Origin of the sequence: Haloechinothrix alba, assembly GCF_900188115.1 — a bacterium.
Taxonomy (GTDB): Bacteria; Actinomycetota; Actinomycetes; order Mycobacteriales; family Pseudonocardiaceae; genus Haloechinothrix; species Haloechinothrix alba.
In genome coordinates, this window is the sequence record NZ_FZNW01000016.1 from 48,024 (window position 1) to 67,949 (window position 19,926).

The following is a 19,926-nucleotide window of genomic DNA, read 5'->3' on the forward strand; positions in this document are numbered from 1 at the left end:
GCTGTCAGCGCACGGACCGGCCGCGCAGCCACCCGTCCTCGCACCGCAGGCTGAGCCCGTCCAGCTCGAGCTCGCAGAGCACCGCACGCGTCGTGCCGACAGGGAGTCCGGCCTCCGTAGCGAGCTGCTCGGCCGATCGGCCGCTGCGGGCGTCCAGCGCGTCGTAGACCCGCCCGGCTGTGCGGGACAAGCCGTCGAGCTCGCGCCCCTGTTCGGCAGGGCGCTGCTCGAGGTCCACCCCGAACGTGCCGACCTCCTCGGCCACCTCCGCTGCCGAGGCGACAAGCGTGGCACCTGCGGAGCGAACCAGCTCGTGACAGCCGCGCGACATGCGCGACGTGACCGGCCCCGGTACGGCCATCACGGACTTGCCGAGCGAGGTCGCCGTGCTCGCGGTGTTGCGGGCGCCGCTGCGCAGGTCGGCCTCCACCACCACGGTGCCTGCGGTCAGCGCCGCGAGCAGCCGGTTGCGTACCAGGAAGCGGTGGCGTGCAGGGCGCGTTCCCGGTGGGTACTCGCTGAGCACGAGCCCACGCTCGGCGATCCGGCGCAGCATCGCGTCGTGACCGGCCGGATAGCCGGCGTCGACCCCGCACCCCAGCACCGCGACCGTGGCGCCCGTACTCGCCAGTGCGCCGCGATGCGCTGCGGCATCGACGCCGTACGCGGCGCCGGAGACGATCGTGACACCCCGCGCGGCGAGCGTGTACGCCCAGTCCGCGGCGGTGTGCTCGCCGTACCCGGTGGCGGCGCGCGCACCCACGATCGTGACGGCCTGCCGGACGGTCCGCTCCAGCGAGGCCTGCCCGCACGCCCACAGACCGAGCGGGCTGAGCATCCCCGCTACACCGCGGCCCGCGGCCACCTCGAGGCTCAGTAACGGCCACGCCGGCCACTCCTCGTCCTCCGGCACGATCAGCCGCATTCCCGCTTCCCGCGCCCGATCCAGCTCGGCGGGGCTCACGGTCCGGTGCGCGCGTGCTCGCGTCAGCTCGGCGACCTCGCCAGGGACGTCGCCCCGCTGCACACGCTCGGCCGCGGCGACGGCTCCCTGCTCGGTCACCAGGCGCGTCAACGCAGGCGCGGGAGGCTCGGCGACCCCCAGCAGGTACGCGCGCGCCGCCCGCACCCGGTCATCGGCCGCGCCGCCCATCACACCGCCCTCCTGTCCCGAAACTCCAGTGCCGCGGCGACGTCCTCTGGTTCGGGGCGATCCCGCGCGGCCAGGTCGGCGAGCGTCCACGCCAACCGCAGGCACCTGTCCGCCCCCCGCGCCGTCACCGCGCTGCGCTCCAGAGCACGATCGAGCACCGCGGTCACCGTCGCCGGTAGCGCGAACTCCTGCCGCAACGCCGGTCCGGGTACCTCGGCGTTGGTCCGCCAGCCTTGCTCCGACCATCGCCGCAACGCCCGCTCGCGCGCCCGCAGTACGCGCCCGCGCACCACCTCGGTACTGTCCACGGTCGACCCCGCGTGTGCATCCATCGCCGTGACCGGGCGCATACGGACCTGGATATCCACCCTGTCGAGCAGCGGCCCGGAGAGCTTGCCGAGATAGCTCCTGCGCACCGCGGGCGAGCACGAGCATTCCGACTCGCGAGCCGGGGCACACGGGCACGGATTGGTCGCCAGCACGAGCTGGAAGCGGGCCGGGTAGGTCACCGCGCCGCGTGAGCGAGCCAACCGCACCTCCCCCTCCTCCAGCGCGGTACGCAACGACTCGAGACGCTCCGCCCCGTACTCGCAAGCCTCGTCGAGCAGCAGTACCCCTCGGTGTGCCCTGCTGATGGCCCCCGGCGCCGCGATGCCACTACCTCCACCGATCAGCGCGGCCACCGAGGTCGAGTGATGCGGCGCCACCAGGGGCGGCACACGGATCAGCGGGGCTCCGGGCGGCAACGAGCCGTCCACCGAGCGCACCGCGGTGGCCTCGAGCGCCTCGTCGTCGTCCAGCAGCGGCAGCAGCCCTGGTAAGCGGTGCGCGAGCATGCTCTTGCCGACACCGGGCGGGCCGATCAGCAGCAGGTGGTGCCCGCCGGCAGCGGCGACCTCCAGCGCGTAACGCGCCTCGGGCTGGCCGACCACATCGGCGAGGTCCCCGACATCGTCCGGAGCCTGCGCCGCAGCCTCGGGGGCCGTGTGAAGCTCGCGGTCCGCGCGTAGCCAGTCGAGCACCTCGGTCAACTCTGCGGCCCCGTGCACCTGCATTCCGGGGACGAGCCCGCCTTCGGCGAGTGACTCCACAGGCACGACGGCTCGGGTCATCCCGGCTTCCCGCGCAGCGAGCAGGCTCGGCAGCACCCCGCGCACATGCCGGATCCGCCCGTCGAGGGCCAGCTCGCCGAGCAGCGTGGTCCCGGCCAGCCCGGAGCCGGGTACCACGCCCGCGGCCACCAGCGTGGCGACGGCGATCGCCAGGTCGTAGGCCGACCCGACCTTCGGCAGGTTGGCCGGGGACAGGCCGAGTGTGACCTGCTTGTCCGGCCAGGAGTTTCCGGAGTTGCGCACCGCGGCACGCACGCGGTCCTTCGCCTCACGCAAGCCCGGGTCCGGTAGACCGAGCAGCTTCGTCCCCGGCAGGCCCGCGCCGATGTCCGCCTCGACCTCCACGACCGTGCCGCGCAGGCCGAGCAGCGCGATCGACCAGGCGCGACCGAGGGGCATCTAGAACGCCCCCTCGATGTGCCGGATGCCCGGGCTGTCGCCCGCACGCCAGACGATCGCGAGTACGTCGAACCGGACCGGCACCCACCGCACGCGGTAGATGGACAGCCAGCGGTACGCCAGCCTGCGGATACGTGCGACCTTCGCGGCGCTCACCGCCTCGGCCGGCTGGCCGTACCCGGTCCCCGACCGTGTCTTGACCTCGCAGACGATCAGGCTCACGCCATCCGTCGCGATGATGTCCAGCTCGCCCTCACGGCATCGCCAGTTGCGTTCGAGCACGACGATGCCGCACGACTCCAGGTACTGCTGGGCCAGCTCCTCACCGTCACGTCCCAGCTCGTTCCGGCCGCCCACCGTTGCCGCCCCCTCGAGTCCCGCACGACCAGTTCCGGGACGACACTGCCGTGCGCCTCGGGTGGGGCACCAGTACGTTCCGTGGCGGCTGTGGACAAACCCACACCGGTGGACAACTCGATACGGAAGGCTGAATGACGCTTTCAGTCCACAAGACGGACTGAAAGCGTCATTCAGCCTGCGAAGGGACCGTCGTCAGGCAGCTTGAGGTCGGGCTTGTCCAGCTCCTCGACGTTGACGTCCTTGAAGGTGATGACCCGAACGTTCTTGACGAACCGTGCCGGCCGGTACATGTCCCATACCCACGCGTCGGACATCGCCACTTCGAAGTAGACCTCGCCGCCCGCGTCGCGCACCTGGACATCCACCGCGTTGGCCAGGTAGAAGCGCCGCTCGGTCTCCACGACGTAAGCGAACTGGCCGACGATGTCGCGGTACTCGCGGTACAGCGACAGCTCCATCTCCGTCTCGTACTTCTCGAGGTCTTCCGCGCTCATCCGGGTGGCGTCCCTCCTCGGCTGTCCAGCTGCGTCACGCCTGTCCGCGCAGTTCGCGTCACCGCTCACCGGCGAATGCTCGTAGGGTACTCGTGACGGCCGCGTCACCAATACTCATGTCCATTCTTCACCACACCGCCACCACTCGAACAGGGCGAGGGTCGTATGCCCCCGGATGCCCGGCCACGCCGGCGATGGACACGGACCGTGCCCACTACCCTGCCCCGGGGCGCGCGGCCGCCGCGACGTTGGCGTAGGACCACCTGTGCACCTCGCTCGGCCCGTACTCGGTCAGCGTTCTGGCGTGTTCGGCCGTGCTGTACCCCTTGTGGGTGGCGAACCCGTACATCGGATACCTCGTGTGCAGCTCCACCATTATCCGATCCCTGGTCACCTTGGCCAGCACGGACGCGGCCGCCACGCAGGCCGCTGCCTGATCTCCCTTGATCACCGGAACGCTCGGCGCGGCGAGGCCGTCGACCCGGAACCCGTCGGTCAGCACATAGCCGGGATGTGGCTCGAGCCGTGCGGCCGCCCTGCGCATGCCGCTGATGTTCGCGGCGTGCACACCGTCGGCGTCGATCTCGTCCGGGCCGATCACCACCACGGCATACGCCGCGGCCACCGCGATGATCTCGTCGTACAGGCGTTCCCGCGCGGCCTCGCTCAGGCGCTTGGAGTCGGTCAGCTCATCCAGTCCCGGTTCCGGCCGTGCAGGCAGCGCGCACGCCGCGATGACCAGCGGACCCGCACATGCCCCGCGCCCGGCCTCGTCCACGCCGGCGACGGGGCCGAAGCCGCGTCGCGCGAGCGCTCGCTGTACACCCCAGGTACCCGAGTCCCGCCGGATCGGCACGCGGCCGGGCCGCAGCGTGTCCCGGTACGGCCTGCCGCTCGATGTGGTGCCCTTCACCACAGCGGGCTCCTAGTCGTGCTGCGGGTTGAAGTCGCTGACACTACCCCAACGACCGGGGGGTAGGACGATCACACGCGCCTTGCCGACGACATGATCCTCCGGAACGGCACCCTGCTCACCACCACCGCCCTGGATCCGCGAGTCGCTGGAGTTGTTGCGGTTGTCACCCATCATCCACAGCGAGTCCTCCGGCACGTCGACCGGGCCGAAGGACCGCTGCTCACGTTCCCGGCCCGGTTCCCAGTGCAGGTACGGCTCGTCGAGCGGCTCCCCGTCGACCAGAACGCGGTTCTGCTCGTCGCAGCACTCCACCGTCTGACCACCCTCGGCGATGATGCGCTTGACGAAGTCCCGCTCGTCCGGTGGCGCCATGCCCACGACGGCGCCGAGCTGCTGCAGGAACCCTGCCACCGGGTTCGCGGGCTCCGCAACCGGAGCATCGGTCTCGGTCCAGGCCCGTGGCCCGTGGAACACCACCACATCACCCGGCTCCGGGTCGGTGAAGTTGTACACGAGCTTGTCGACCAGCACACGGTCCGGCGTACAGCCGGGACACCCGTGCAACGTCGTCTGCATCGAGCCGGACGGGATCATGTACACCCGCGCCACGAAATGCTGGATGGTGAACGTCAGGACGAGAGCGACGAGGATGAGAATGGGCAGCTCTTTCCAGAAGGAACGCTGCTTCTCCGGCTTACGTTTGCGGTGCGCGCCGCCCCTACGCGGCGCCTGCCCGGAGGCTGACTCCCCGTCGAACCGTCCCCGGTGCTCGGGACTGTCGCCGGATCCACTCGCAGGCACGGGCTTGACCACGGGGCCAGAACCGGTTCTCGACCAGGCGCGTCAGGAACGCGCGACGGCCGACTCCCGACGCTCCGGGATACGCGCCTTCTTACCGCGAAGGTTGCGCAGGTAGTAGAGCTTGGCGCGCCGGACCACCCCGCGCTTGGCCACCTCGATCTTGGCGATGTTCGGTGAGTGCAGCGGGAACGTCCGCTCCACGCCGACACCGAACGACACCTTGCGCACGGTGAACGTCTCGCGGACGCCGCCACCCTGGCGGCGGATCACCACACCCTGGAAGACCTGGTTCCGCTCCCGGGTGCCCTCAATGACGCGGACGTGAACCTTCAACGTGTCGCCTGCCCGGAAGTACGGGATGTCGGAACGCAGCGACTCGGCGTCAAGAGCGTCCAGGGTGTTCATCGTCTTGGTCCGTCCTCGTTCATCGTATGGCTTGCCTACATCCAGGCGCGTGGGACGCGGTGTCCGACGCGGGGCCTCGGCATGCGGTCGAGCCGTACTCGCTCGCTGCCGCCGTGAAGACCGCCCCACCCCCGCTCTACGGCGTGAGTCACCGTGCAGCGTGACGCTGGGCGACTCCTGCCAGCTGGGTCGTGACAACTCACCCGGCCTGGAGAATTACCGCGACATGTCGCGCGCACCGCGCGATCACGCCGACGGTGCCAGTATTACAGATCCCACTCCCACCGGCGCACCCGGGGGAGGTCACCGTCGCCGCGTGCCGCGGACCGGCACCTCACCGGTCCGCCCGCAGCGACTCGAGCAGTGCTCGGTCCCGCTCGTCGAGCGCATCCTCCGGCAGGCGGTCCACCAGGTCCGGACGGCGGTGGAAGGTTCGAACCAACGCCTGGTCCCTGCGCCACCGGTCCACGAGTGCGTGGTTACCGGACAGCAGCACCTCCGGAACGGAGAGGTCGCGCCATACCTCGGGCCGGGTATAGCTCGGGCCTTCGAGCAAACCGTCCAGGGCCGTGGAGAACGAGTCCTGCGCGGCCGAGGTCGGGTTACCGAGCACCCCGGGCAGCAGCCGCGCGAACGCCTCCACGATCACCAGCACGGCGGCCTCGCCGCCCACCAGCACGTAGTCCCCGACGGAGACCTCGTCAACCGGCATCCTGCGCGCGGCATCGTCGATGACGCGCTGGTCGATGCCTTCGTAGCGGCCACACGCGAAAATCAGGTGTTCCTCCGCCGCGTACTCCTGCGCGCATCGCTGGGTGAACGGGCGCCCGGCCGGGGTCGGCACCACGAGACGAGGGCGGGGCTTCGTCCCTGGCTCGTCACCCTCCGCCTGCGGTGCGACGGCATCCAGTGCCTCACCCCACACCTGCGGCTTCATCACCATGCCCGGGCCGCCGCCGTAGGGCGCGTCGTCCACTGCGCGGTGCACATCGTGCGTCCAGTCCCGCAGGTCGTGCACGCCGAGGTTGATCAGACCCCGCTCGACGGCCTTCCCGAGCAGCGCGGCACGCAACGGCTGGAGGTACTCCGGGAAGATCGTGATGACGTCGATGCGCATCGTTACGGGTTACTCCAGAAGGCCTTCCGGGGGTCCAGCACCAGCCTGCCCCCCTCGACGTCCACCGTCGGCACGATCGCGCGTACGAACGGGACGAGCACCTCGTGGCCATCCACGTCGAGCACGAGCAGATCACCGGCCGGACCGTGCGCCACGTCCCGAACGGGACCGACGGGCGTGCCGTCGACGCGTTCGGCACGCAGGCCGATCAGCTCGTGATCGTAGAACTCTTCCGGGTCCTCGGCAGGCGGCAGCTCGGCGGTGTCGACGACGAGCAGGCAGCCACGCAGCGCCTCGGCGTCCTCCCGCGTACTGACCTGGTCGAATCGGACCAGCAGCCGGTTACCGTGCCACCGGCTGCTCCGCACGGTCAGCGCGGTGGACGGTTCGTCCTTGCCTCGCGCGGTGAGCCCGGCCTCGTCCGCGAACCGTTCGTCCGGCGCGTCGGTACGCACATCGACAACGAGCTCGCCGCGGATGCCGTGTGCCTTGGCCACCCGCCCGACGACGACGTCCACGCCTCACCTTCCTGGGGCTGCGCCCGCTCCCCCGCAGCTACGCGACGGGATGGGTACCCGGACGCGGGGTCACCGATCCGTGTCGATCACGTCCACGCGCACGCCGCGACCACCGACCCCGCCCATCACGGTCCGCAACGCCGTAGCCGTGCGCCCGCCACGACCGATGACCTTGCCAAGGTCATCGGGATGCACGTGCACTTCCAGCGTACGTCCGCGCCGGTTCGTGACCAGCTCGACCCGCACCTCATCGGGATGTTCGACGATGCCGCGAACGAGGTGCTCGAGGGAGTCCGCGAGAAAGCTCACGCCCCGTCCTCGGTAGCGGCGTCCTGACCGGTCGCTCCGTCGCCTGCGGCCGCGTTATCGGCCGTGGCGGAAGCGCCGCCCTCGGACTCCTCCGACTTGGCGGACTTCTTGCCGCCCTTCTTCTTCGACGTGCCCGCCTCCGCGGTGGGCTCGCCATCGGCCTCGGCGAGCGCCTTGTTGAACAGCTCTTCCTTGCTCGGCTTGGGCTCGGCGGCCTTCAGCCTACCTTCGGCACCGGGCAGGCCCTTGAACTTCTGCCAGTCACCGGTGACGCGGAGCAGACGCTGGACCGGCTCCGTCGGCTGCGCGCCGACGCCGAGCCAGTACTGCGCGCGCTCGGAGTCGACCTCGATCAGGCTCGGCTCGTCCTTCGGGTGATACTTCCCGATCGTTTCGATGGCCCTGCCATCCCTGCGAGTGCGGGCGTCGGCCACGATGACCCGGTAGTAGGGCGCACGGATCTTGCCGAGACGCTGCAGTTTGATCTTGACGGCCACGGGTGTGGAACTCCTTGTGTGTTAACCGAAGTCGAGTCATTCACGACTGGGCAGGGCGGGGACGCGTACGGTTCCCGCTGGACTCAGTGACAGCGGGTCGGCAGCACCACCCGCCTGTTCGTGAATAACCCTCCTTGCATCTGTCCGTTCGATCGTGGTCGGCCACGCGCCATCCGAGTGGGGGGCGGACGCCGCAGCCGGAAGGCTGTGTTCATCAGAACCTCGACACGGTGAGAGGGCCCGGTCGAGGCAGGCAAGGATTCATTGTGCCAGACGTCGTCCCCGTCCTCGTCGACCACCCTCGGGCATCCGAGCCCCGCACCGTCCGTCCCTACAGCTGCAGCACGCCCAGTGCGGTCAGCAGGATCGCCAGAGCCGGGAAGAAGTTGTTGACCTGGTGCGCGATGATGCTGGCGAGCAACCGCCCTGTCACCAACCTGGCTAGCCCGATCGGGATGGCGATCACCAGCAACAGCGTGGTCCGCAGCGGTTCCAGGTGGCTGACGGCGAACACCGCCGTGGAGATCACGAACGCGGCGAACCTGCCCCACAGCATCGTCTTCCACTGCAGGCGCTCGATGGCGCTCCACAGCAGGCCACGGAAGATGATCTCTTCACAGATGGGGCCGACCAGCCACAGGTAGAAGAACACGGTCAGCGCGGCATACACCGACAGCGGCCGGTCGGCCACCAGCGCGCCGATCGCCGACTGCGCGTCGTCCTCGCCGACGAACCGGGTCCACACGGCGACGCCGAGCGTGGTGATCACCAGACCGAGCGCACCGAACCGCAGGCCTGTCTTGACGTCGTCCCAGCGCGGTTGGAGTGAGAGGTCCCGGACGGGGCCGTTACCGCGCACCACCGTGACGAGTAACGCGACGGCCACCGCGACGAGGGTCGGCGTGATGGTCCCGATCAGCACGTGCCGGGTCGGGATGCTCGCCCCATCCGACGACGACCCCAGCAGCGCGGAGACGAAGGCCGCTGTGGTCAGCAGCACTGCCTCCACCAGCAAGAACGCGCCGAACCCCCAACGAGGGCTCGGCAGCGACTCTGTTCGCACCTGCACCGACGCCATCAGGACACCAGGAACAGCAGGATCGCGGGTGGGAGGTTGTTCGTACCATGCGCGACCACGCTCGCGCCGAGGCGACCGGTGACGTAACGCGCGAGGCCGATCGCGACACCCTGCCCGAACAGCGCGAGAGTTCGCGCGGGCTCGGCGTGCAGGTACGCGAACAGTACGGCGCTGAGCACCACGATGGCCCAGGCAGGCACCCGGTAGTGCGCGAGCGCGTTCCACAACGCGCCCCGTACGAGCAGCTCCTCGGTGAGCGGGGCCACGATCACCAGTGCGCCCGCGAACACCAGCAGCCACACCAGGTCGTCCCCCAGCCCTTCGGCGAGCCCGTGCAGCGGGCTGTCCGTGAACTCGTCCGACCCGTAGACAGTGATCGTGACCAGGTTGATCAGGTAACCGGCGAGCAGGGCGAAGCCACCGCAGGCGACGCCGATCTGCACATCACGCCAGTTCGGCAGCAGCGCGTAGTCGGAGCGCGGCCCCTGCCCCCAGAGCCGGGAGCCGAGCAGGGGCCCGACACCGAGAAGCAGGTTCGGCACGAAGGCGAGCAGGAGCACCGGTCCGAGCTCGGGCACGGTCAGCGGCCCGACGCCCGGTTCGGCTCCGGTCACCGCCAGCCCCACGAGCAGGCCGGCGAGGTGGTACCCGCCCAGCCCGATGAACAGCGCCAGCAGGCCCCAGTGCGTACCGAGCACGAGACCGTCGCCTGCGGGCGCCCGCGCCTCGGTCGGCTCCCGCCGCCCCGGCTCGCCGTCCCCCGTAGGTGTACTCACCGGACAACCGTGCCCCGGAGTACCACGCGGGCCGGTGTGCGCACCACGCCGACGTCGGCGCGGGGGTCACGATCGAACACGAGCAGGTCGGCCTCGGTCCCGTCGTCGAGCCGGTGGTACCCGAGCCACTCCCGCGCGCTCCAGGACGCGGCCCCCAGCACCCGCTCGTCGGGCATCCCGGCGTCGCGTAACGCCACCATCTCGTCGGCGATACGGCCGTGCGCGATCGTCCCGCCCGCGTCGGTTCCCGTGTAGATCGGCACGCCGGCCTCCAGCGCAGCCCGGACCATCTCGCCTGCGCCCGCGTGCAGCGCCCGCATGTGGGAGGCGTAGGTCGGGTACTTGCGTGCCTGGTCCGCGATGGCCGGGAAGGTCTCGATGTTGATCAAGGTCGGGACGACCGCGACACCGCGCCGCGCGGCCTCGTCGACGAGCCCTGCCGACAGCAGGCCTGTGGCGTGTTCGAGGCAGTCCACCCCCGCTTCGAGCAATCCGGGTAGCGCATCCTCGCCGAACACGTGCGCGGTCACCCGCGCGCCCGCGCCGTGCGCCACCCGGACCGCTTCCGCCAGCACACCATCGGGCCACAGCGGGGCGAGATCGCCGACCGACCTGTCGATCCAGTCGCCGACGAGCTTGACCCACCCGTCGCCGGCGGCGGCCTGCTCTGCGACGGCTTGGCCGAGCAGCTCGGGATCGTCCAGCTCGATACCGAGGCCGGGGATGTATCGCTTGGCCAGTGCGATGTGCCGGCCGGCACGGATGATGCGCGGCAGGTCCGGTTGGGACTGCAGGGGACTGTTGTCCATCGGCACGCCGCAGTCGCGGACCAGCAGCGTACCGCCTTCCCTGTCGGCGATGGCCTGCTCGCGCGCCTCGCCGAGCGTCGCGGCCGTCGTATCGCCCGTACCGATACCAGGGTGGCAGTGCGCGTCGACCAGCCCAGGGAGCGCGTAGCCGGACTCGGCGATGGTGCGTGCTCCGGGGACCGGGGTATGCCAGACCTTGCCGTGCTGGACCCACAGGTCACGCTCGTCGCCGTCCGGCAGCACGACACAGCGCAGGTGCAGCGCAGGCTCCGAGGGCTCCGCACCGTCCTGGCTCGACCCTTGTGGCTCGGTCATCAAGCGGGCAACACTCGCTTACTTCTTCTTCGGCAGGTTGAGCTTCGACGGATCGAAACCGGGGGGCAGCTCGTTCATGCCGCCGCCGAGCTTGGACATGTCGGGCATGCTCTCGCCGCCACCGGCAGGTGGCATCGGCATCCCGCCCGGCATACCGCCCTTGACCTTGGGCGGCGTGGGGCCACGGCCCTTGCCCTTCTTGCCTTTCTTGCCCTTGCGGTTCTTCTTGCTTCCGCCGGCGCCGCCTCCGAAGCCGAAACTGCCCGCCATCTGGGCCATCATCTTGCGCGCTTCGAAGAACCGGTTGACCAGGTCATTGACATCGCGTACCGCTACGCCGGACCCGTTCGCGATACGCAGCCGCCGCGAGGCGTTGATGATCTTCGGGTTCGCGCGTTCGGCGGGCGTCATGCCCCTGATGATCGCCTGGAGCCGGTCCAGGTGGGAGTCGTCGAAGTCGGCGAGCTGCTCCTTCATCTGACCGCCACCGGGGAGCATGCCGAGCAGGTTGCCGATCGGCCCCATCTTGCGCACCGACAACATCTGCTCGAGGAAGTCCTCGAGGGTGAGCTCGCCGGTGCCGATCTTCGCGGCGGTCTGCTCGGCCTGCTCCTGGTCGAAAGCCTGCTCAGCCTGCTCGATCAGCGTGAGCATGTCGCCCATGCCCAGGATCCGGCTGGCCATCCTGTCCGGATGGAACGCGTCGAAGTCCGCCAGCTTCTCACCGTTCGACGCGTACAAGATCGGCTGCCCGGTGACCTCACGAACGCTCAGTGCCGCACCGCCACGCGCGTCGCCGTCGAGCTTGGTGAGCACCACACCGCTGAAGCCGACGCCGTCGCGGAACGCCTCCGCAGTCGTCACGGCGTCCTGACCGGTCATCGCGTCGACCACGAACAGGGTCTCGTCCGGCTGCACGGCGTCCCGGATGTCGGAGGCCTGCCGCATCATCTCCTCGTCGACACCCAGCCGCCCTGCGGTGTCGACGATCACGATGTCGTGCTGCGCGCCGCGCGCCTCGTCGACACCGCGCCGCGCCACGTCAACCGGGTCCCCGACCCCGTTGCCCTCTTCCGGGGCGAACACCGGCACGCCCGCACGCTCGCCGACGACCTGCAGCTGCGTCACCGCGTTCGGCCGCTGCAGGTCGCAGGCGACCAGCAGTGGCGTGTGCCCCTTGCCCTTGAGATGCATCGCCAGCTTGCCCGCCAGCGTGGTCTTACCGGACCCTTGCAGGCCGGCGAGCATGATCACGGACGGCGGGTTCTTGGCGAGGTTGAGCCTGCGGCTCTCCCCGCCGAGGATGCCGACGAGCTCGTCATTGACGATCTTGATGACCTGTTGCGCCGGGTTCAGCGCCTGCGAGACCTCGGCACCCTTGGCCCGCTCCTTGACCTGACCGATGAAGGAGCGCACCACCGGCAGTGCCACGTCGGCTTCCAGCAGCGCCACGCGGATCTCGCGCGCCGTCGCATCGATATCGGCTTCGGTCAGTTTGCCCTTGCTGCGCAGGTTCTGCAGGACCGACGTGAGGCGGTCGGAGAGGGTGTCGAACACAGGTCGCACTCCAGCTGGTCGTGGTTGCTCTGCCGGGACCGTTCGGCCGCGAGGTACCCAGCCACCCCCACAGTATCCCGACGGCTCCCGGTTCGTGCGAGGGCCGGATCGAGCACGCCGTTCGAGCCGGCAGGTGACCGGGCGTCACCGGACCGGGCCGATCGCTGCGCCGGGGTGCCGGGAACGCCTCTCGCGGTGTCGCGTACCGGCACGTGTCCCGTGAGCCTACGCGGCGCGCGGGGCGGGGTGAGGTTACGAGCGTGTCAGAGGTTGACCCGCCCCCTCGAACGAGCCGACCTCTGACACGCGGTCTCGCGCGCCTCCCCGCAAGCCGGGCCTGTCGCCAAACCCCCAGTACCTGGCGTCACGCCTCCCGGCTCGCTGTCCCGCCGCGCGACGCCTGCCAGAGTGCCCGACTCGCGCCGCCGCGCACAGCGGGAATCCCCCTGGGAGCCGGTGAGTAGTTCTACGCATCTCGCCCCTCCCGCAGTGCCGCGTGGACCTCACGCTCCACCCGCAGGCGCCACTGGTGGTCGGGGGCGCCGTCCCGGCGCCGCAGCGCGAAGGAGTCGACGCTCCACGCCCCGTACGTCTCCGCGCGAAGCCAGCCGACCTCGGCTCCCGCCGCCCGCAGTGCGCAGGCTATGCGGTGCAGCAACCCGATACGGTCGGTGGCACGCAACTCCAGCAGCGCGGCGCCCTGCCGGGGTAGGTCCTCGTCGAACCACTGCACCCGTACGCCCGGCCGGGCCCCGCTCGGCTCCGGGTAGTCGCGCTCCTTGCCTGCCAGCCGCTCGGCGATCGGCAACGTGCCGTGCAGGGCGCGTACGACCTGCTCCCTGAGGAACGTGGTGTCGGGCGGCGTACCGAACCGTGGCGACGCCGTGAACACACCCACCGGGATGCCCGCGTGCCAGTGCACAGCTGCCGCGTGCACCTTCAGGGAGTGCACAGCCAGCGCGCCGGTGACGGGCACGAGTACCTCCGCACCGCGGGCGGCTGCCGCGACGACGGTGACGACAGCGTCGTCGGTGCTCACCCGCACACCGGCATCCCCGCTGCGTGCCGCCTCCGCGGCGAGCGCCCGCTGTCCCTCGTCGAGCGGTTCGGGACGGGTGAGCCGCTTGCCTGCCATGACCTGCCTGCACCGGCTCGCCAGGTCCGCGAGCAGGCGGGCCTTCCATGTCGACCACGCACCGGCCGTGGTGGCGCGCGCGTCCGCGTGCGCCAAGGCGTGCAGCAGCTCGAGCAGTTCGGGGTCGGACCCGATCGTGCGCACCACCCTGTGCACGGTCGCGGGCTCGCTGATGTCCCTGCGCAGTGCCGTGTGCGGCAGCAGAAGGTGATGGCGCACCATCCCGGCCACCCGGTCGCGGTCGGCGGGGTCCAACCCGATGCGGTGCCCGATGCGCGCGGCGATGTCCGCGCCGAGCACCGAGTGGTCGCGGCTACGCCCCTTGCCGATGTCGTGCAGCAGCGCGCCGAGCATCAGCAGGTCGGGCCGCGAGACCGTCGTCGACAGGCTCGCGGCTGCCACGCAGGTGGCCAGCAGGTGACGGTCCACGGACCAGGAGTGCACCGGCTCGGCGGGCTGCAGGTCGCGAATCGCGCCCCATTCGGGAAAGAGCCTGCCCCACAGTCCCGCTCGATCCAGCGCCTCGACGGCGTCGTGCACGCCTTCTCCCGAGCCGAGCAGGCTGGCCAGGTCGGACCGCATCGCCGAGGGCCACGGAGCGCGCGGCTCCGGTGCGGAGTCGGCGAGAACCCGCAGGGTGCCCTGCGAGATCGGGTACCGTCCGCGCGCGGCGGCAACCCCGACACGGAGCGACAGGCCCTCGTCGCCACGCGGGTCGGCGCCTTTGGCGAGAGCGACCTCCCCGTCGTGCAGCACGACGCCCTCCGCGAGCGGTGTGCGCCGTACGCGGAAGCCGCGGGGACGCCTCGCGGCGCGCGCGCTCGAGCGCAGCGCGACGTCAAGGGCGTAGCGTACGGCCCGGCCACCTGCGGAGAGCTCGCGTGCGAGGGCGAAACGGTCCGCGAAGCCCAACGTACGGGCGATCGTCGCGGCGTGCTCGGCCGCGAGCACGTCGCGGTCCCTGCGCAGCTCCCTGCGCAGCTCGGTACGCACGTCGAGCAGCAGCGACCTCGCCGCGTGGACCTCGTCGCCGCAGCGGTCCACCAGCTGAGCCGCGGCGAGCGCGTCCAGCAGGGCGATGTCGCGCAGCCCTCCCCCGGCATGCTTGAGGTCGGGCTCGGTGACCCCGCCGATCTCCCCCACGGTGTGCCAGCGGTGCCGTACCCCGTCGGCGAGCTCGCCGACCCGGACGCGCGCGGTTCGCTGCCACTGCTGCCTCGCCGATCGGGCCAGCCGCTCCGCGAGCCCGGCGTCACCAGCGATCAGCCGGGTGTCCAGCAACCCCAATGCGGTGCGCAGGTCGTTGTTCGCGACAGCGAGGGCCTCACCGGGCGTGCGCACGGAATGGTCGAGTCCCAGCCCGGCGTCCCAGAGCGGGTACCACAGCTCGTCCGCGATCTCGGCGATGCTCGCCGCACCACGCCCGCCGTCGTGGACGAGCACGAGATCGAGGTCGGAGAACGGCACGAGCTCGCGGCGCCCGAGTCCGCCGACCGCGACCAGCGCGACATCGGAGTTGCCGATGCCCACGCCGGCCGCGGTCGCGTGGTGACTCAACCAGAACTCGTAGAGGTCCACGAGGCCGGCACGCAGCGCGGCCGCGCCGGGACGGCCGTGCGGCTCGCCGCCGTACCCGCCCGACAGGAGCCGGTCGGTCGCGACCAGCAGTTCGGATGCGGACACGGTGCACCTCTCGAGCCTGGTCGGTTACCCGCGGTCAGAGGGCGTCGGTGCCGCGCTCGCCCGTACGCACGCGCACGACCGTGTCCACCGGACTCGCCCACACCTTCCCGTCACCGATCTTTCCGGTGTGGGCGGCGTTGGTGATCGCCTCGATGACGCGCTCGGCTGTGGAGTCCTCCGTGACCACCTCGATACGCATCTTGGCCACGAAGTCCACGGCGTACTCGGCGCCGCGGTACACCTCGGTGTGCCCCTTCTGCCTGCCGTAGCCCTGGACCTCGGTCACGGTCATCCCGAGTACACCCAGGCGTTCCAGCGCGGAACGCACGTCCTCGAGCGTGAACGGTTTGATGACGGCGGTGATGACCTTCATGCTTTACTCCCCTCGGTCTTGGGGCCCGCGCCGGCACCGGCGGAGGTCGCGGCGGCGACGCGCCTGCTGCCCGAGGGCCCGAACTCGTAACCGACCTCGGCGTGCTCGCTCTCGTCGATCCCGCCGACCTCGACGTCCTCGCTGACGCGGAAGCCGATCGTCTTCTGGATCGCGAAGCCGATGATCAGTGCCAGGACGAACGAGTAGATCATGACGCCGACCGCGCCGACGAGCTGCAGGCCGAACAGCTCGATGCCGCCGCCGTAGAACAGGCCGTTGTTCTCGCCATCGATCGCCTCGGTGGCGACGAGCCCGATCATGGCCGTGCCGACCAGACCACCCACCATGTGGATGCCCACGACATCGAGCGAGTCGTCGTAGCCGAACTTGTACTTCAGGCCGACAGCCAGTGCACACAGGATGCCGGCGACGAACCCGATGGCGAGTCCGCCCCACAGGTCGACGTGCGCTGCAGCGGGCGTGATCCCCACCAGGCCCGCGACGATGCCGGACGCGGCGCCGAGGCTGGTCGGATGCCCGTCACGGATCCGCTCGATGAGCAGCCAGCCGAGCATCGCCGCCGCGGTGGCACCGAACGTGTTCACCGTCGCGATGCCTGCGACCCCGTCGGCGGCGTAGGCGGACCCGGCGTTGAAGCCGAACCACCCGAACCACAGCAGGGCCGCACCGAGCATGACAAGGGGCAGGTTGTGCGGCTTCATCGGTTCCTTCAGCCAGCCCTTGCGCCTGCCGAGCACGACGGCGAGGGCGAGGGCGGCTGCACCCGAGTTGATGTGCACAGCCGTCCCCCCGGCGAAGTCGACCGTGCCGATCTCCTCGACCCAGCCGCCTCCCCAGACCCAGTGGGCAACGGGGAAGTAGACGACGGTCGCCCACACGGCCGCGAACAGCAACCACGCGCCGTACCGCGCGCGGTCGGCGATCGCGCCCGCGATGAGGGCGACCGTGATGACCGCGAACATCGCCTGGAACGCCACGTCCACCGAGGCGGGAACCGTGCCCTCGAGGGCGTACTCCCCGGCGGAGTCCGGGCCCATCAGGCCGCTGAGACCGAAGAACTCGCCAGGGTCACCCAGCAGGTAGCCGAGGCTGTCGCCGTAGGCGATCGAGTAGCCGTAGATCAGCCACAGGACACCGACCACGCCGATCGCACCGAAACACATCATCATCATGTTCAGCACGCTCTTCGAGCGGACCATGCCGCCGTAGAACAGTGCCAACCCAGGGGTCATCAACAGCACGAGTGCTGAGCTGATGAGCAGCCACGCAGTGTCACCGCTATCCATGCTTTCTCCAACACTGTCTCGGGTTCACAGCTCCGGCCGCCGGAGGTGACAGCCACGTTCGACCGGTCACCGGTCGCCGGTGCAATGACTCGCTTGCGGGTCTTGGGCACGAGCATGGAAGAGTCGTATTGCGACAGATCGCGTGCGACGTTTCGGGAGCGTGAACGCGGGGCGCGGCGGCGTTACGGTTGCGTTTCGCCGTGCGGCGAGCTCGGCGGGCGAGCCGGTTGAGGAGGAGAATGAGCGGTCTCGATGACATGGCAGACATGGCAGACATGGCAGACGTGTACCGCACCCTCGGTCACCGCATGGCCGGGCACGCGGGCGCTGCGGCCGGCGCGGGCAGCCTGCCGGTGCCCGCTGAGCGGCTCACCGATCCGGACTGGATCGCAGGCAGGGTCGAGCTGGCAGCGTCGCTGTACGGCCGGGCTTCCGACGCCGTGCTGGCGACGGTGTCGTGGTACTCGGCCTCGTCGGTGCTCCTCGCCCCTGCCATCGAGTCGCTCGTGCTGCACGGCAGCGCCCTGGACCCGTCGCTCGACGCGGTGACCCTGCACGTGCGGCCGGATGGTCGCTTCACAGGGGCGCGCTCCGCGCGGATGTGCCCGACAGCGGGCCTCGAGGGGCTCGGGGCGCGGTTCGCGGACGCCATCGGCGCCGTCGTTGAGCGGTTCTCCGCCACGAGCGGCGCGCGGAGCAGGGCGCTGTGGGCGATCGCGGCCGACTCCATTGCCAACCGGCTGCTGTGGGCGGGACAGGCTGCCGGCGACGTCCACCGCGCTACCGCGCTTGCCGCACCGCTGGCCGAGGCGATCGGCACGGACCTGCCGCGTCCCCGGTACACCGAGATCGGGCCGCACCGTGTCGTGCGCCGGGTGTCCTGCTGCCTGATCGACAGGGCGACCGGCGGCGAGAAGTGCGTCAGCTGCCCCAACCAGCATCCGGATGTCCGCGACCGTCGTATCCGCCGGGCGCTGGGCTCCTGAGGCGCGGGTGGGGCGGCGCGGTTCCGCCGCCCCACCCGCGCGAGGCGGTCACGACGTGGGGAGGGCCTCGCGTGCGGTGGGGCGCATGAACAGGAAGTGCGCGGCACCGCCGATCGCGGCTCCGAGGATCCATGCGAAGCCGGAGAGCTCTTCCAGCGCAGGCACCCATACGGTGGCCACGGAGAACACCGCGGCAACGCCGAACGCGGCAAGGGCCCTGAGGTTCCAGCCCTTCGTGAAGTAGTACGTACCGGCAGGGTCGGTGCTGAACAGCGCCTGCAGCTGAACGCGCTGCCGCCGGATCAGGTAGTAGTCGGCGACCAGGATCCCGTACAGCGGCGCGAGTACCGCTCCCAGGGTGTCCACGAACTGGGCGATTCCCATCTGGCTGATGACCGATACCCACAGGCCACCGATCACGAACGCGATCATCGCCGTGATGATGCCGCCCGTGCGCGCGGTGATCCTCGCGGGGATCATGTTGGCGAGGTCGTAGGCCGGCGGGATGAAGTTCGCCACGAGGTTGATCCCGACCGTGGCGACGAAGAACGTGAGTGCGGCGATCACCGTCAGCCAGGTGTTGTCGACGCGTTCGACGATATCGGTCGGGTTGGTCAGGGCCTCACCGTAGAGCACCCCGCTGCCCGCGGTGATCACCAGCGCCAGGAAGGAGAACACCGCGAGGCTGACCGGAAGCCCGAGCAGGTTGCCGAGCTTCATCTTGCGCTCCGTCTTGACGAAGCGCGAGAAGTCTCCGTAGTTGATGATCACCGCGGCGAAGTAGGCGATCATCGTGCCGACGACGGCGACGAACGCGGTCACCGGCCCGCCGGAGTAGTCTCCCCCTCCCGCGAAGACCGAGCCGAGCCCGCCCCACAGGTCGCTGCCTGCCTGGATCCAGATGGCCAGCATCAACGCGATCATGACCCCGTAGACCAGCGGGGCGGCCCAGTCGAGGTACCTCGTGATCCACTTGATGCCGCGCAGGAACAGCCCGAGCTGGAAGACAGCGACGATGGCGTAGGAGACCCAGCCCACCGAGGTCATCCCGAGGAACGTTCGTTCGCCCTCGACATCGAACACCGCCGTGATGAGCAACGCGATCGCTGTGGACGCGAAGTACGTCTGTACGCCGTACCAGAAGATGGCGACGATGCCACGCAGCAGCGCGGGGAACTGGGCGCCGTGCACACCCATGCTCATGCGGGCCGCGACCGGGAACGGTATCCCGTACTTCACGCTCATCTTTCCGGTCAGGTTGACCAGGAACATCACGATGAAGCCTGCGAGGATGATGCCGGTGAGCACCGCCCAACCGTTCAGCCCGTAGGAGATGAACAGCGTCGCGGCAAGGGTGTAGCCGAACAGGCTCTGGATGTCGTTCGACCAGACGTTGAAGATCTCGAACGCGCCCCACCGCCTGCGGCCGTGCGACAACGGGGCGAGGCCGCCGTACTGACCCTCGGCCACGGCGTGCGCTACCGCAGGCTGAGCCCGACAACCATGCCGGGCTTCGAGGTCTACGAGTCGAGTTACCCACCGGGGTCGAGCTCCTCGCAGGACGGCGAGTTCCTGCGGCACAGCGGCCACGAGATGGGCAGCGTGCTGTCGGGCACCCTCACTGTCGAGATCGGCTTCGAGCGTTACGAGCTCGAGGCGGGCGACGCGATCACGTTCCCGTCGACCACACCGCACCGTATCCGCAATCCCGGCGAGGCACCCGCCGTGGCGGTCTGGATCAACATGCCGTGAGAGGTCGCGTCAGGGCCCGCGCGGCGGCAGCGGTGATGTGGCGGCGTGGTGCGGGGTCGCTCGAGCCCGCACCA

General features: G+C 70.1%; 21 protein-coding genes. 2 read left to right on the forward strand and 19 right to left on the reverse strand.

All coding sequences use genetic code 11. The features are described 5' to 3' along the window. Positions 1-4 precede the first annotated feature (4 nt). From dprA to CHB84_RS16030, 18 genes are all read right to left on the reverse strand, one after another. A complete protein-coding gene (dprA, locus tag CHB84_RS15945) occupies positions 5-1,153 on the reverse strand; it encodes a DNA-processing protein DprA (RefSeq protein ID WP_089302417.1) in 1,149 nt (382 codons plus the stop codon). Beyond that, positions 1,153-2,664, reverse strand: coding sequence for a YifB family Mg chelatase-like AAA ATPase (locus tag CHB84_RS15950; RefSeq protein WP_089302418.1), 1,512 nt, complete (start codon positions 2,662-2,664; stop codon positions 1,153-1,155). The genes dprA and CHB84_RS15950 overlap by 1 nt, the downstream gene beginning before the upstream one ends. Beyond that, positions 2,665-3,021, reverse strand: a complete 357-nt coding sequence (locus CHB84_RS15955) for a YraN family protein (protein WP_089302419.1) — start codon at positions 3,019-3,021, stop codon at positions 2,665-2,667. It lies immediately after the preceding gene. Positions 3,022-3,194: 173 nt separating this feature from the next. Continuing rightward, on the reverse strand, positions 3,195-3,518 hold the full coding sequence (locus tag CHB84_RS15960; protein WP_089302420.1) for a DUF2469 domain-containing protein: 324 nt from the start codon (positions 3,516-3,518) through the stop codon (positions 3,195-3,197). A 214-nt stretch (positions 3,519-3,732) separates the two neighbouring features. Next, entirely contained in the window at positions 3,733-4,431 is a 699-nt protein-coding gene (locus tag CHB84_RS15965; protein WP_245818778.1) for a ribonuclease HII, read from the reverse strand. Positions 4,432-4,443: 12 nt separating this feature from the next. Next, positions 4,444-5,235 carry a signal peptidase I gene (lepB, locus tag CHB84_RS15970; RefSeq protein ID WP_089302477.1) on the reverse strand — a complete coding sequence of 264 codons (792 nt, stop codon included), beginning with the start codon at positions 5,233-5,235 and terminating at the stop codon, positions 4,444-4,446. A gap of 42 nt (positions 5,236-5,277) precedes the next feature. Beyond that, complete coding sequence (rplS, locus tag CHB84_RS15975; RefSeq protein WP_089302421.1) at positions 5,278-5,640, reverse strand: 50S ribosomal protein L19; 363 nt, start codon at positions 5,638-5,640, stop codon at positions 5,278-5,280. Positions 5,641-5,974: 334 nt separating this feature from the next. Continuing rightward, positions 5,975-6,757: a tRNA (guanosine(37)-N1)-methyltransferase TrmD gene (gene trmD, locus CHB84_RS15980; protein ID WP_089302422.1), complete on the reverse strand. Its 783-nt coding sequence runs from the start codon at positions 6,755-6,757 to the stop codon at positions 5,975-5,977. Between the two features lie 2 nt (positions 6,758-6,759). Further along, positions 6,760-7,275 carry a ribosome maturation factor RimM gene (rimM, locus tag CHB84_RS15985; protein ID WP_089302423.1) on the reverse strand — a complete coding sequence of 172 codons (516 nt, stop codon included), beginning with the start codon at positions 7,273-7,275 and terminating at the stop codon, positions 6,760-6,762. Between the two features lie 69 nt (positions 7,276-7,344). Then, on the reverse strand, positions 7,345-7,584 hold the full coding sequence (locus tag CHB84_RS15990; protein ID WP_089302424.1) for an RNA-binding protein: 240 nt from the start codon (positions 7,582-7,584) through the stop codon (positions 7,345-7,347). Then, complete coding sequence (rpsP, locus tag CHB84_RS15995) at positions 7,581-8,081, reverse strand: 30S ribosomal protein S16 (RefSeq protein ID WP_089302425.1); 501 nt, start codon at positions 8,079-8,081, stop codon at positions 7,581-7,583. The genes CHB84_RS15990 and rpsP overlap by 4 nt, the downstream gene beginning before the upstream one ends. Positions 8,082-8,412: 331 nt before the next feature. Then, positions 8,413-9,159 carry a CPBP family intramembrane glutamic endopeptidase gene (locus tag CHB84_RS16000; RefSeq protein ID WP_089302426.1) on the reverse strand — a complete coding sequence of 249 codons (747 nt, stop codon included), beginning with the start codon at positions 9,157-9,159 and terminating at the stop codon, positions 8,413-8,415. Continuing rightward, the gene (locus tag CHB84_RS16005; protein ID WP_245818782.1) at positions 9,159-9,857 is read right to left on the reverse strand and encodes a CPBP family intramembrane glutamic endopeptidase; all 699 of its coding nucleotides are present in this window, start codon (positions 9,855-9,857) and stop codon (positions 9,159-9,161) included. The genes CHB84_RS16000 and CHB84_RS16005 overlap by 1 nt, the downstream gene beginning before the upstream one ends. Positions 9,858-9,931: 74 nt before the next feature. Next, positions 9,932-11,059 (reverse strand): amidohydrolase family protein, encoded by a 1,128-nt coding sequence (locus CHB84_RS16010; protein ID WP_089302428.1) that lies wholly within the window; start codon positions 11,057-11,059, stop codon positions 9,932-9,934. 18 nt (positions 11,060-11,077) lie between these two features. Continuing rightward, on the reverse strand, positions 11,078-12,616 hold the full coding sequence (ffh, locus tag CHB84_RS16015; protein ID WP_089302429.1) for a signal recognition particle protein: 1,539 nt from the start codon (positions 12,614-12,616) through the stop codon (positions 11,078-11,080). A gap of 466 nt (positions 12,617-13,082) precedes the next feature. Continuing rightward, a complete protein-coding gene (locus tag CHB84_RS16020) occupies positions 13,083-15,434 on the reverse strand; it encodes a [protein-PII] uridylyltransferase (protein WP_089302430.1) in 2,352 nt (783 codons plus the stop codon). Between the two features lie 34 nt (positions 15,435-15,468). Continuing rightward, positions 15,469-15,807, reverse strand: a complete 339-nt coding sequence (locus tag CHB84_RS16025; protein WP_089302431.1) for a P-II family nitrogen regulator — start codon at positions 15,805-15,807, stop codon at positions 15,469-15,471. Next, the gene (locus tag CHB84_RS16030) at positions 15,804-17,114 is read right to left on the reverse strand and encodes an ammonium transporter (protein ID WP_089302432.1); all 1,311 of its coding nucleotides are present in this window, start codon (positions 17,112-17,114) and stop codon (positions 15,804-15,806) included. The genes CHB84_RS16025 and CHB84_RS16030 overlap by 4 nt, the downstream gene beginning before the upstream one ends. A gap of 308 nt (positions 17,115-17,422) precedes the next feature. Between CHB84_RS16030 and CHB84_RS16035 the strand changes: the two genes are divergently transcribed. Beyond that, positions 17,423-18,100, forward strand: coding sequence for a (2Fe-2S)-binding protein (locus CHB84_RS16035; RefSeq protein ID WP_141134714.1), 678 nt, complete (start codon positions 17,423-17,425; stop codon positions 18,098-18,100). A gap of 48 nt (positions 18,101-18,148) precedes the next feature. Here the strand turns inward: CHB84_RS16035 and CHB84_RS16040 are convergent, their stop codons facing one another. Beyond that, positions 18,149-19,570, reverse strand: a complete 1,422-nt coding sequence (locus CHB84_RS16040; RefSeq protein WP_089302433.1) for an NCS1 family nucleobase:cation symporter-1 — start codon at positions 19,568-19,570, stop codon at positions 18,149-18,151. On the opposite strand from CHB84_RS16040, the gene CHB84_RS16045 reads away from it, so the two are divergent. Further along, positions 19,529-19,852, forward strand: coding sequence for a cupin domain-containing protein (locus CHB84_RS16045; protein ID WP_217898587.1), 324 nt, complete (start codon positions 19,529-19,531; stop codon positions 19,850-19,852). The genes CHB84_RS16040 and CHB84_RS16045 overlap by 42 nt on opposite strands. Positions 19,853-19,926: the final 74 nt, after the last annotated feature.

What these genes read in the sequence shown, in the direction of transcription:
- CHB84_RS16030 (WP_089302432.1), bottom strand. Translation starts at nt 17,114, where the DNA reads ATGGATAGCGGTGACACTGCGTGGCTGCTCATCAGCTCAGCACTCGTG.
- trmD (WP_089302422.1), bottom strand. Translation starts at nt 6,757, where the DNA reads ATGCGCATCGACGTCATCACGATCTTCCCGGAGTACCTCCAGCCGTTG.
- CHB84_RS16035 (WP_141134714.1), top strand. Translation starts at nt 17,423, where the DNA reads ATGGCCGGGCACGCGGGCGCTGCGGCCGGCGCGGGCAGCCTGCCGGTG.
- CHB84_RS16025 (WP_089302431.1), bottom strand. Translation starts at nt 15,807, where the DNA reads ATGAAGGTCATCACCGCCGTCATCAAACCGTTCACGCTCGAGGACGTG.
- rplS (WP_089302421.1), bottom strand. Translation starts at nt 5,640, where the DNA reads ATGAACACCCTGGACGCTCTTGACGCCGAGTCGCTGCGTTCCGACATC.
- CHB84_RS16010 (WP_089302428.1), bottom strand. Translation starts at nt 11,059, where the DNA reads ATGACCGAGCCACAAGGGTCGAGCCAGGACGGTGCGGAGCCCTCGGAG.
- CHB84_RS15960 (WP_089302420.1), bottom strand. Translation starts at nt 3,518, where the DNA reads ATGAGCGCGGAAGACCTCGAGAAGTACGAGACGGAGATGGAGCTGTCG.
- CHB84_RS15950 (WP_089302418.1), bottom strand. Translation starts at nt 2,664, where the DNA reads ATGCCCCTCGGTCGCGCCTGGTCGATCGCGCTGCTCGGCCTGCGCGGC.
- CHB84_RS16000 (WP_089302426.1), bottom strand. Translation starts at nt 9,159, where the DNA reads ATGGCGTCGGTGCAGGTGCGAACAGAGTCGCTGCCGAGCCCTCGTTGG.
- dprA (WP_089302417.1), bottom strand. Translation starts at nt 1,153, where the DNA reads ATGGGCGGCGCGGCCGATGACCGGGTGCGGGCGGCGCGCGCGTACCTG.